This is a genomic window from Cedecea neteri NBRC 105707 = ATCC 33855, from assembly GCF_001571265.1.
Classification (GTDB): Bacteria; Pseudomonadota; Gammaproteobacteria; order Enterobacterales; family Enterobacteriaceae; genus Cedecea; species Cedecea neteri.
Window position 1 is genome coordinate 1 of record NZ_BCTL01000072.1, and the last position, 12,250, is coordinate 12,250.

The window sequence follows — 12,250 nt, forward strand, 5'->3', positions numbered from 1 at the left end:
GGACACGTTCACCGTGCTGGGAACTTATATGGAAAACAGATATACGGGTGAACGGAACAATGACTGGGCTAAAAGGCCTCCCGAAAGATTTGAAAGAAAAATGAGTAAAAGAAATAGCCCAGAAAGGAACAATGAGAAACACAAAGATTACTTACCGTTCTGGTCCCCTCTCCCACACGGGGAGAGGGTTAGGGTGAGGGGGAAACCTACAATCTCACCGGCTTAATATGCCAAATCTCATCGGCGTACTCCTGAATCGTCCTATCGGACGAGAAATAGCCCATATTGGCGATATTGTGCATGGTGCGGATAGTCCACTCCTCCGGCTGCTGGTAAACCTCATCCACCTTGTCCTGGCAGTCCACATAGCTGCGATAATCTGCCAGCACCTGGTAGTGATCGCCAAAGTTAATCAGCGAGTCCACTAAGTCCCGATAGCGCCCCGGCTCTCCGGGGCTGAATGCCCCCGTCGCGATTTGCGTCAGCACCTGGCGCAGCTCCTCATCCTTCTCGTAATACTCCCGAGGGTTGTAGCCTTTACTGCGGAGTGCCTCCACCTCTTCTGCGGTGTTGCCGAAGATAAAGATATTGTCCTTGCCGACGTGGTCAAGCATCTCCACGTTGGCACCGTCCAGCGTCCCGATGGTCAGTGCCCCGTTCAGCGCAAACTTCATGTTACTGGTGCCGGACGCTTCGGTTCCCGCCAGCGAAATTTGCTCGGAAAGATCTGCCGCCGGGATAATCAACTGGGCGAGGCTGACGCTGTAGTTCGGGATAAACACCACTTTCAGCTTATCTTTGACCAGCGGATCGTTGTTAATGACCTCCGCGACGTCGTTGATAAGATGAATGATGTGCTTCGCCATGTAGTAGGCAGACGCCGCTTTGCCCGCAAAAATATTCACGCGCGGCACCCATTCAGCCTCCGGGTTGGCCTTGATGCGGTTATAGCGGGTTATCACGTGCAGCACATTCATTAGCTGACGCTTATATTCGTGAATGCGCTTGATCTGCACGTCGAACAAGGCATCCGGGTTCACCACCACGTTGAGCTGCTGCCCGATATACGTCGCCAGCCGTTTTTTGTTGCTAAGCTTGGCCTTGCGCACCGCCTGATGCACCGTTGGGTAATCAATGTGCTGCTTCAGGTCGTTAAGCTGGCTCAGGTCCGTACGCCAGGTCTGGCCGATGTTCTCGTCCAGTACTTCGGATAGCGCAGGGTTGGCGAGCGCCAGCCAGCGGCGCGGCGTCACGCCGTTCGTTTTGTTGCTAAAACGCATCGGGAAGATGCTGGCGAAGTCGGCAAACAGGGACTGCACCATCAGGTTGGAGTGCAGCTCGGAAACGCCGTTCACCTTATGGCTGACCACCACCGCAAGCCACGCCATACGCACGCGCCTGCCGTTGGACTCATCGATGATAGATGCCCTGCCCAGCAGCCCGGTGTCGTTCGGGTACTGCTCCTGCAGCGTCTTCAGGAAGTAGTCGTTAATCTCAAAGATTATCTGTAAATGCCGCGGCAGGATCTTGCCGAGCATGTCTACCGGCCAGGTTTCCAGCGCCTCGCTCATCAGCGTATGGTTGGTGTACGAGAACACCTGGCAGGTGACCTCAAACGCCTCTTCCCACTCAAACTTATGTTCGTCAATCAGCAGCCGCATCAGCTCCGGAATAGACAGCACCGGGTGGGTGTCGTTCAGGTGAATCGCCGTTTTCTCTGCCAGATTGGCGTAGGTTTTATGCAACTGATAGTGGCGGCTCAGGATGTCCTGCATGGTTGATGAAACCAGGAAGTATTCCTGACGCAGACGCAGCTCGCGCCCCGAATAGGTTGAGTCATCTGGATAAAGCACACGGGACACGTTCTCGGAGTGGTTTTTGTCTTCTACCGCCGCGAAGTAATCGCCCTGGTTAAACTTACCGAGGTTGATCTCGCTGCTCGCCTGGGCGTTCCACAGTCGCAACGTGTTGGTCGCATCCGTGTCGTAGCCTGGAATAATCTGGTCATAGGCGACGGCCAGGATTTCTTCGGTTTCGACCCAGCGAGCCTTTTTCCCTTCCTGCTGAATACGCCCGCCAAAACGCACCTTGTAGCGCGTGTTGTGGCGCTTAAACTCCCACGGGTTGCCGTACTCGAGCCAGTAGTCCGGCGACTCTTTCTGACGGCCATCGACGATGTTTTGCTTAAACATCCCGTAGTCGTAGCGAATGCCGTAGCCACGCCCCGGCAGCCCCAGAGTTGCCAGCGAATCGAGAAAACAGGCGGCGAGACGCCCCAAACCGCCGTTGCCAAGGCCGGGGTCGTTCTCCTCGTCAATCAACTCTTCCAGATCGAGGCCCATCTCTTCGAGGGCGTTTTTCACATCTTCATAGATGCCGAGAGAAAGCAGCGCGTTCGACAGCGTACGCCCGATAAGAAACTCCATCGACAGGTAGTAAACCTGGCGAACTTCCTGCGAGAGCTGGGCGCGGTTAGAACGCAGCCAGCGCTCCACCAGCCTGTCGCGAACGGCAAAGAGCGTGGCGTTAAGCCACTCGTGTTTATTGGCGATGGCAGGGTCTTTCCCTACCGTAAACATCAGCTTATAGGCAATCGAGTGTTTAAGCGCCTCGACGCTCAGCGTGGGTGATGCATAGGAGAAGGGTGCGTTCATATCAGTGATTCCTGGTGTATGGGTAATTACAACAAGCGTTGATAAAGGTCGCGGTATGACTGCGCCGCTACCTGCCAGCTAAAATCCATATTCATTGCCTGCCGCTGCACAAAACGCCACAGCGACGGGCGGGACCACAGCACGAAAGCACGCCGGATCGCGCGGAGCAGCGACCAGGCATTACTGTCTTCAAACACAAATCCGGTTGCCACACCGTCCGCCAGGTTCTCCAGCGAAGTATCCGATACGGTATCGGCCAGGCCACCGGTTCGCCGCACCAGCGGCAAGGTGCCATATTTCAGGCCGTAGAGCTGCGTTAAGCCGCAGGGCTCAAAGCGGCTCGGGACTAAAATCACGTCGGCACCGCCCATGATGCGGTGGGAAAAGGCCTCGTGATAGCCAATCTGGACGCCAACCTGGCCGGGATGCTCGGCCGCCGCCGCCAGGAACCCTTCCTGCAGCACCGAATCCCCGGCGCCCAACAGCGCCAGCTGGCCACCCTGCTCCAGGAGTCCGGGCAGCGCCTCAAGTACCAGATCCAGCCCTTTTTGGCTGGTGAGCCGACTGACTACCGCAAACAACGGGACTTTGTCATTCACCTTTAGCCCCATCGCCACCTGCAGCTGACGTTTGTTTTCAGCTTTTTCTTCCAGCGAGTCGCGGGTATAGCGCGAGGCCAGCAGCAGGTCGCTTTCCGGGTTCCAAATCTTGTCGTCCACGCCGTTTAAAATGCCCGACAGACGCCCTTCACGCTGGCGCTGGCGCAGCAGCCCTTCCATGCCGTAGGCAAAGTGCGGATCGGTTATCTCACGCGCATAGGTAGGGCTGACGGCGGTAATATGATCGGCGTAAAAAAGCCCAGCCTTCAGGTACGAAATCTGGCCGTGGAACTCCAGCCCGTTCATGTCGTAGACCCACCACGGCAGATCGATTTCACTTAAGTGATGAGCATAGAACATGCCCTGATAGGCAAGGTTATGCACGGTAAACACCGACTTCGCAGGGCGCCCGCGCGCCGCCAGATACGCCGGTGCCAGCCCGGCATGCCAGTCATGGGCGTGCACGATATCGGGATGCCAGAAGGGATCCAGCCCACAGGCCATTTCCGCGCCGACCCAGCCAAGCAGCGCAAAGCGCAGCACGTTGTCCTGATAAGCAAACTGATTGGTGTCGTGGTATGGGCTTCCGGGGCGCTCATAGAGATGCGGCGCATCAATCAGGTAAACGCCAACGCCGTTATAGTGGCCGTAGAGCAGGCGCATGTCGCCCGCGAACGTCTGTCGATGGGCAACTACCTGAATATCTTCGATTCCCCGCCGAACGTCGGGAAAAGCGGGCAGCAGGACGCGCGTATCAACGCCGCCGGCAATCTGCGCCGCCGGCAAAGCGCCCAGCACATCCGCAAGGCCGCCTGTTTTCAGCAAAGGAAACATCTCGGAACAGACATGTAAGACCTGCATTATCGCTCCCATATGGAAAGTCGCGGCGCTGTGTCTTAATCCTCAGGCAACGCCGAACGATAAAATAACCGCGCACGGCATGACCGTGCGCAGGCCAATCTTCTACGCGCTTCAGCCCTGCAGCTTCGCCAGCATCTCGCGCGTGACCAGTACAATGCCCTCTTCAGAGCGGTAAAAACGGCGAGCGTCCTCTTCGGCATTTTCTCCGACTACCATGCCCTCAGGGATCACGCAGGCGCGATCGATAATGCAGCGGCGTAATCGGCAGGAACGCCCGACAATGACGTCCGGCAGCAGGACAGAGGAATCAATGTTGCAGAACGAGTTGATACGCACGCGAGGAAACAGCACCGACTGCACGACGACTGAACCCGAAATAATGCAGCCGCCGGATACCAGCGAGTTCAGCGTCATGCCGTGGCTGCCGGAGCGATCCTGGACGAATTTAGCCGGCGGCAGCGGCTCCATATGGGTGCGGATCGGCCAGGCCTGGTCATACATATCCAGTTCCGGCATGACCGAGGCCAGGTCAAGGTTTGCTTTCCAGTAGGCTTCCAGCGTGCCCACATCGCGCCAGTAAGGCTCGGCGTTAGGATCGGACTGCACGCAGGAGAGCGGGAACGGGTGGGCGTAAGCTTCACCAGCCTGGGTGATTTTCGGAATGATATCTTTGCCAAAGTCGTGGCTGGAGTTTTCATCCCGATCGTCTTCTTCCAGCAGCTTGAACAGGTAATCGGCGTCAAAGACGTAGATCCCCATGCTTGCCAGAGACCTGGTGCTGTCGTTGGGCATGGTGGGCGGGTTTTCCGGCTTCTCCACGAAAGCGACAATTTTTTCATCAGCATCCACTGCCATAACGCCAAACGCCGAAGCTTCATGCACCGGCACCGGCATACAGGCGACGGTACAGCGCGCGCCTTTCTCAACGTGGTCGATAAGCATGCGCGAGTAGTCCTGCTTGTAGATGTGATCCCCCGCGAGGATCACCACGTACTCGGCGTCGTAGCGGCGAATAATGTCGAGGTTCTGGGTCACGGCGTCCGCCGTCCCGCGATACCAGTTCTCACCGTGCACGCGCTGCTGGGCGGGCAGCAAATCCACAAACTCGTTCATTTCTTCGCTAAAGAAAGACCAGCCGCGCTGAATATGCTGCACCAGGGTGTGCGATTGATATTGAGTTATCACCCCAATGCGACGAATACCGGAGTTAATGCAGTTGGATAGCGCAAAATCAATAATGCGGAACTTGCCGCCAAAATGGACCGCAGGCTTGGCGCGTGTCGACGTGAGATCCTTCAGTCGAGTCCCGCGGCCACCGGCCAGAATTAACGCAACGGATTTGATGGGCAACTGGCGGGCCAGCATCAGCGGATCGTTTTTCTCAAACCTGACCATAACGAACTCCTTTTTCATGACTTCTGGAACACGCAAACTCCGTGCGCGGGACCATGCCATACAACCATCACGACCGGGTTGTCCTCTCCGGCAAACGGAGGAACGGCGCGCCATTCCCCCTCAGGTAGAACGATGTCCGCAACTTCTTCGGTCGCGTTAATTGCGATAAGCCAGCGGTCGGACAGCTGGATTTGCAGGCGGTGTACGCCGTTTTGCCACTCATCGACGCTCAGAGGCTGCGCCTCTTTGTTTAGCCAGCGAACGTTGTCATCTCCCTCTTCCCACCAGCGATTGGCGGTCAGTGCCGGGATGGCCTGCCGGAGCTGGAGCAGCGCCGCCGTAAAAGTGGTTAACCCGTCGTTTCCCTGCTCCCAGTCAAGCCAGGTCAGCACGTTGTCCTGGCAATAGGCATTGTTGTTACCGTGCTGGCTGTGGCCGTGTTCATCCCCGGCCAGCAGCATCGGCGTGCCCTGCGAGAGCAGCAGCGTGGTGAGCAGCGCATGCACGCTGTCACGACGCCGTTCCTTGGTAATCAAATTGGCTTCAAGCCCTTCAAAACCATAGTTATTGCTAAAATTGCTGTTGGTGCCGTCACGGTTATCTTCGCCGTTGGCTTCGTTATGCTTCTGGTTAAAACTTACGCAATCTCGCAGCGTAAACCCATCGTGAGCGGTGATTAAATTAATGCTGGTAGAGGGCAGTCTTTCGCCATGCCGATACACATCGCTCGAGCCAGCAAAGCGACAGGCGAAGCCGCCCAAAGAGAGATCCTGCTGGAGCCAGAAGCGGCGCATCCCGTCCCTGAAATGATCGTTCCATTCGGCAAACAGCGGAGGAAAATTACCGACCTGATAACCGCCCTGGCCGATGTCCCAGGGCTCCGCAATCAGCTTCACCTGCGACAGATGAGGATCGTTTTTGATCGCCTCAAACAGCGGCGCATCCTGGCGAAATTCCGGCGTGCGCCCCATCACCGAAGCCAGATCGAAACGGAAGCCGTCCACATGAAAACTGTCGACCCAATAACGCAGGCAATCGATCATCTGGGCAACCACGCCCGGCGTACTGAGATTCAGGGTGTTCCCGCAACCGGTCCAGTTCTGGTAATCGCCGTTGTCCATTAACCAATAATAGCTACGGTTGTCGATTCCGCTCAGCGACAGGGTTGGGCCGTCTTTGTCCAGCTCCGCGCTGTGGTTCAGGACAATATCGAGGATCACTTCAATGCCGGCTTTGTGCAGCGCTTTGATGGCGCTTCGTAGCTCGTTCGCGGCGTTATGAGGGTTTTGATCTATCGCGTAGTAGCTTTCAACGGCATAGAAAGCGCGAGGGTTGTAGCCCCAGTAGTTACTCAGTCCCAGCTGCGAAATGCGGGGCTCGGTAACGAAGTGCGCGACAGGCAGCAGCTCAAGCGCCGTGATCCCCAGCCGTTTGAAGTAGTCAATCATCACCGGGTGCCCCAGCGCCGCATAAGTCCCGCGCTGCTCCTCTGGGATGCCGGGATGAAGCAGCGTCAGCCCGCGAACGTGAGCTTCATAGATAACCGTGTTGCCCCACGGCGTTCGAAGCGGCTGGTCGTCTTCCCAGTCAAATTTCTCTCTGACCACCACGCACTTCGCCATGTGCGGCGCGCTGTCTTCGAGGTTGGGTTCATCGTAGCCGCAGTGAAAATGCGGATGGTCTTCGGCACCGCCCACGACCACGCGAGCGCACGGATCGAGCAGCAGCTTCGCAGGGTTGAAGCGGTGTCCCTGTTCAGGCTCCCAGGGACCATGAACCCGGTAGCCATAGAGCAACCCCGGCTTGCCATCCGGCAGATAGCCGTGCCAGATATCCCCGGAGCGCGAAGGCATGTCGTAGCGGCGCTCGTGGCCGTGCTCATCGAACAGGCACAGTTCGACCTTTTCCGCATGCACGGAATAGAGCGTGAAGTTAACGCCTTTGCCGTCGAAATACGCCCCAAAAGGAGCCGGGCGGCCTTGGGTAAGCTGCGTCATGCATCCCCCTCACGGATCAGCCAGAGCGTGGACAGCGGCGGCAGCGTAATACACAGCGAATGGTCGCGGCCGTGGCTCGGCACCGCTTCGCTGCGCACCGTGCCGCTATTGCCGGCGTTGCTACCGTGGTAGTGCATGGAGTCGGTATTCAGCTCTTCGCGCCAGCATCCCGGCTGGTTAATGCCGAAGCGATAATGGTAACGCGGCACCGGCGTAAAGTTGCTGGCGACAATCACTTCATTGCCTTCGGCATCGCGCCGCACGAAAATAAAGACTGAATTAACCTTGTCTTCCACCACCAGCCATTCAAAACCGTAGCCGTCGAAATCCAACTGATGCAACGCCGCGTGCCGCCGGTAAGTATGGTTGAGGTCGCGTACAAGGCGCTGCACGCCGTGGTGCCAGTTATCGCCGCCCTGCAGCAGATGCCAGTCAAGGCTGCTGTCGTGGTTCCATTCGCGTCCCTGGGCAAACTCGTTGCCCATAAACAGCAGCTTTTTGCCCGGAAATGCCCACATCCAACCGTAGTAAGCGCGAAGATTGGCAAACTTCTGCCAGGCATCCCCCGGCATGCGATCGAGAATCGATTTTTTGCCGTGCACGACTTCATCGTGCGACAGCGGCAGGACAAAGTTTTCGGTGCCGTTGTACAGCATCCCGAAGGTCATTTTGTCGTGATGGTACTGGCGGTAAACCGGATCCAGCTTCATGTAATCGAGCGTGTCGTGCATCCAGCCCAGGTTCCACTTAAACCAGAACCCAAGCCCGCCCATACTCGGCGGACGAGAAACGCCGGCAAAATCGGTGGACTCTTCCGCCATCGTCACCGCCCCCGGCGTTTGCTCCCCGATGATGCGGTTAGTGCTACGCAAAAACTCAATCGCTTCCAGATTTTCGCGCCCGCCGTACTCGTTCGGCACCCACTCGCCCTTTTCCCGGCTGTAATCGCGGTAAATCATCGAAGCGACGGCATCCACGCGCAGGCCGTCAATGCCAAACCGCTCAATCCAGTAGAGCGCGTTGCCTACCAGATAGTTACAGACTTCACGGCGGCCATAGTTGTAAATCAGCGTGTTCCAGTCCTGGTGATAACCCTCACGCGGGTCGCCATGTTCATACAGCGAGGTGCCGTCGAACTTCGCCAGCCCGGCGTCATCCGTCGGGAAATGCCCGGGCACCCAGTCCAGCAGAACGTTAAGCCCGGCTTCGTGAGCAGTTCGGATTAAGTAGAGAAAGTCGTCGCGCGTGCCAAAACGGCGCGTCGGGGCGTAAAGGCCCTGTGGCTGATAGCCCCAGCTGCCGTCAAACGGATGTTCGTTAACCGGCAGCAGTTCAAGATGGGTGAATCCCATTTCTTTCACATAGGGGATCAGCTGCTCCGCCAGCTCGCGGTAGCTGAGCCAGAAGTTGTTGTCGGTATGGCGACGCCAGGAGCCAAGGTGCACCTCATAGATTGAGATGGGCTGGTCAAAGCCGTTGGCTTTCTGCCGCTCGGGGCTGAGCGTGGTTTTCTCCGGCAGGCCACAAATCAGCGAGGCCGTTTCCGGGCGCATTTGCGCTTCAAAAGCGTAAGGATCGGCTTTAATACGCAGCCGCCCTTCGGCGTCCAGCAGTTCAAATTTGTAGAGCTGGCCGCTGTGCGCCCCAGGGATAAACAATTCCCAAATACCGCTTTCTCGCCGCAGCCGCATTGGGTGGCGGCGACCGTCCCAGTAGTTAAACTGACCCACTACGGAAACGCGACGGGCGTTCGGTGCCCAAAGCGAGAAGCGCGTTCCGGTCACGCCGTCCATCGTATCAGCGTGCGCGCCCAGCGTTTCATAAGGGCGTAAATGCGTGCCTTCTGAGAGCAGCCAGCTATCCAGGTCCTGAATCAAAGGGCCAAAACGGTAGGGATCGTCGATCAGGTTTTCCTGACCGTGCCAGACAACGGCAAGCTGGTAGCGAAAGGCGTTTTTACGACGAGGGATCAGCCCACAGAAGAAGCCGCGGAAATCGAGGCAGTCAAGCTGAGCGACTTTACGCCCGGTCTTAGGCTCTATTACCCACGCTTCGGTGGCGTCAGGCAACAGCGCCCTGACCTCAAGCCCGGCGTCGGTTTGGTGCATTCCCAGCAGGGAAAACGGATCGGCAAAATGACCCGCAATTAGCGCATTGATCACGTCTCTTTCCGGCAGAACAGACATGGCATTTTCCTTTTTTATGTGTCACCGATGATCCGCCCTACGCCTGCGTGCGGATACGACACTTATCATTGACCCTGACGAACGGCGCGCAACTCCTGTAAGCCAGTTCGCCCAATACTCACCAAAACGCTTGCGCGTGATGACTTAAGCATAGCCAACGCTTTATTAACTCCTCGTGAAATTAATTAATGACTTTCGTTGTACCTTAAATTGCAGGCAAAAAAAGAGGGGCCACAAGGCCCCTGAGACTACTGATATAGTTCATGCCCTTGAAAGTAATGAACTCTTATCTAATAAAAACAAAGAATTATGTTTTCTGATTTACCCCAAACACCCGAAAACCACGTTTTTCGGGTGTTTGTCACCAGTATGAGGGGCTACAAGGCCCCTCCGGTAAATAAGTGTAATTATGCGAGCGACCGCAGCATTCTGCGCAGCGGCTCGGCGGCGCCCCACAGCAGCTGGTCGCCGACGGTGAAGGCGGAGAGATACTCCGGCCCCATGTTCAGCTTGCGCAGACGGCCAACCGGCGTTGACAGCGTGCCGGTTACCGCAGCAGGCGTCAGCTCACGCATGGTGATATCACGGTCGTTTGGCACCACTTTCGCCCACGGATTGTGCGCGGCCAGCAGCTCTTCCACGGTTGGGATAGAAACGTCTTTCTTCAGCTTGATGGTGAACGCCTGGCTGTGGCAGCGCAGCGCGCCTACGCGCACGCACAGACCGTCAACCGGGATAGCGGTAGAAGTAGCAAGAATTTTGTTGGTCTCGGCCTGGCCTTTCCACTCTTCACGGCTCTGGCCATTGTCGAGCTGCTTGTCAATCCACGGGATCAGACTGCCGGCCAGCGGCACGCCGAAGTTATCCACCGGCAGCTTACCGCTGCGGCCAAGTTCGGTAACCTTACGTTCGATATCCAGAATGGCGGAAGCCGGATTTGCCAGTTCTGTAGAGACTTCGCCATACAGCTGGCCCATTTGGTTCAGCAGTTCGCGCATGTGACGCGCGCCGCCGCCGGACGCCGCCTGGTAAGTCGCCACGGAAACCCAGTCAACGAGATCGTGGGCAAACAGGCCGCCAAGGGACATCAACATCAGGCTGACGGTGCAATTACCGCCGACAAAGGTTTTCACGCCTTTGTTCAGGCCTTCCTGAATAACGTGCTGGTTCACCGGGTCGAGGATAATAATCGCGTCATCTTTCATGCGTAGAGAAGAAGCTGCGTCAATCCAGTAACCTTGCCAGCCGCTTTCACGGAGCTTTGGATAGATTTCGTTGGTATAATCGCCGCCCTGGCAGGTCACGATGATATCCAGCGCCTTCAGCGCTTCCAGATCAAATGCGTCCTGCAGTGTACCGCCGGTGGTGCCGGCAAACGTAGGGGCTGCCTGCCCAAGCTGGGAAGTGGAGAAGAAAACCGGACGAATGGCGTCAAAATCGCGCTCTTCCACCATGCGTTGCATGAGTACAGAGCCGACCATACCGCGCCAGCCAATAAAACCAACATTTTTCATAGCGACTTAATCCTGCAGAGATGATTGCGTGTGTAAGCGCTGGCCGTAGGCCAGAACATCACTCCACCTTACAAAATGCAGCCAAAGTCGCAAGTGAAATTAATCAATGATATCCAGCGTGTCAGAAACAAAGCTTATTACCAGAAACAACTTGCCAGATTTTGGGGAAAACAGATGACTGAAATCATATCCGCCGCGGTACTCCTGATCCTGATTATGGACCCGCTGGGTAACCTGCCGATCTTTATGTCGGTGCTAAAACACACGGAGCCAAAGCGTCGCCGGGCCATTATGATCCGCGAGCTGCTTATTGCTCTGCTGCTGATGCTTATTTTCCTGTTTGCCGGGGAAAAAATTCTTGGTTTCCTGAATTTGCGGGCTGAAACCGTGTCGATTTCAGGCGGCATCATTCTGTTCCTGATTGCCATTAAGATGATTTTCCCGGGTCAGGAAGGCAATTCGTCCGGTTTACCCGCCGGGGAAGAGCCGTTTATCGTGCCGCTGGCGATTCCGCTGGTTGCTGGCCCTTCACTGCTGGCCACGCTGATGCTGCTGTCGCACCAGTATCCAAACCAGATGGGGCATTTAGTCGCCGCGCTGATGCTGGCCTGGGGCGGTACCGTAGCTATTCTGCTGCAGTCTTCCCTGTTCCTGCGCCTGCTGGGTGAAAAAGGGGTGAACGCCCTGGAGCGCCTGATGGGGCTGGTGCTGATTATGATTTCCACCCAGATGTTCCTGGATGGGATCAGAACGTGGATGCGGGGGTAAAATAGAGAGACTTTTGCCGTAAATATCCTCTATGAAAGTTCGGCTAAGGTTTCATTCACTTATAGCCCGCAGTTGTTCCGTTCACCAGAAAATCTGTGTTCCACATAAGTTCAGAGTACGGTGAACGTGTTCGGGGGATAATGCCATCCCCCGAACAGCCCCGGCGCCCGGCGAGCTCATCGCCGCTGAAGCGGTAAACCCACCGGCTATCACCCAGAGGGAGAGGGGGAAAACAGACGATGGGGAACATTGTCCATTCCCTCTCCCTTCCAGGGA

General features: G+C 56.6%; 8 protein-coding genes. 2 read left to right on the forward strand and 6 right to left on the reverse strand.

What is annotated here, in order from left to right:
• The coding region (locus CNE01S_RS25650) for a hypothetical protein (protein ID WP_218009455.1) at nt 1-226 on the forward strand (226 nt) is incomplete at its 5' end.
• Here CNE01S_RS25650 and glgP read toward each other — a convergent pair.
• The 6 genes from glgP to asd form a co-directional block, all read right to left on the reverse strand.
• Nucleotides 207-2,654: a glycogen phosphorylase gene (glgP, locus tag CNE01S_RS22390; protein ID WP_061278706.1), complete on the reverse strand. Its 2,448-nt coding sequence runs from the start codon at nt 2,652-2,654 to the stop codon at nt 207-209. The two genes, CNE01S_RS25650 and glgP, sit on opposite strands and share 20 nt — an antisense overlap.
• Before the next feature lie 26 nt (nt 2,655-2,680).
• Nucleotides 2,681-4,114: a glycogen synthase GlgA gene (gene glgA / locus CNE01S_RS22395; RefSeq protein WP_061278708.1), complete on the reverse strand. Its 1,434-nt coding sequence runs from the start codon at nt 4,112-4,114 to the stop codon at nt 2,681-2,683.
• Between the two features lie 111 nt (nt 4,115-4,225).
• Nucleotides 4,226-5,509, reverse strand: coding sequence for a glucose-1-phosphate adenylyltransferase (gene glgC, locus CNE01S_RS22400; protein ID WP_061278710.1), 1,284 nt, complete (start codon nt 5,507-5,509; stop codon nt 4,226-4,228).
• Nucleotides 5,510-5,523: 14 nt separating this feature from the next.
• The gene (gene glgX, locus CNE01S_RS22405; protein ID WP_061278713.1) at nt 5,524-7,506 is read right to left on the reverse strand and encodes a glycogen debranching protein GlgX; all 1,983 of its coding nucleotides are present in this window, start codon (nt 7,504-7,506) and stop codon (nt 5,524-5,526) included.
• Entirely contained in the window at nt 7,503-9,692 is a 2,190-nt protein-coding gene (gene glgB, locus CNE01S_RS22410) for a 1,4-alpha-glucan branching enzyme (protein ID WP_061278716.1), read from the reverse strand. Before glgB ends, glgX begins: the two co-directional genes overlap by 4 nt.
• Nucleotides 9,693-10,099: 407 nt before the next feature.
• A complete protein-coding gene (gene asd, locus CNE01S_RS22415; protein WP_061278718.1) occupies nt 10,100-11,206 on the reverse strand; it encodes an aspartate-semialdehyde dehydrogenase in 1,107 nt (368 codons plus the stop codon).
• Between the two features lie 174 nt (nt 11,207-11,380).
• On the opposite strand from asd, the gene CNE01S_RS22420 reads away from it, so the two are divergent.
• Nucleotides 11,381-11,974, forward strand: a complete 594-nt coding sequence (locus CNE01S_RS22420; RefSeq protein ID WP_061278720.1) for a YhgN family NAAT transporter — start codon at nt 11,381-11,383, stop codon at nt 11,972-11,974.
• Nucleotides 11,975-12,250: the final 276 nt, after the last annotated feature.

Bases quoted from the DNA above. Each gene is read 5' to 3' on its own strand.
- glgP (WP_061278706.1), bottom strand. From the start codon at position 2,654: ATGAACGCACCCTTCTCCTATGCATCACCCACGCTGAGCGTCGAGGCG.
- glgA (WP_061278708.1), bottom strand. From the start codon at position 4,114: ATGCAGGTCTTACATGTCTGTTCCGAGATGTTTCCTTTGCTGAAAACA.
- glgC (WP_061278710.1), bottom strand. From the start codon at position 5,509: ATGGTCAGGTTTGAGAAAAACGATCCGCTGATGCTGGCCCGCCAGTTG.
- glgX (WP_061278713.1), bottom strand. From the start codon at position 7,506: ATGACGCAGCTTACCCAAGGCCGCCCGGCTCCTTTTGGGGCGTATTTC.
- glgB (WP_061278716.1), bottom strand. From the start codon at position 9,692: ATGTCTGTTCTGCCGGAAAGAGACGTGATCAATGCGCTAATTGCGGGT.
- asd (WP_061278718.1), bottom strand. From the start codon at position 11,206: ATGAAAAATGTTGGTTTTATTGGCTGGCGCGGTATGGTCGGCTCTGTA.
- CNE01S_RS22420 (WP_061278720.1), top strand. From the start codon at position 11,381: ATGACTGAAATCATATCCGCCGCGGTACTCCTGATCCTGATTATGGAC.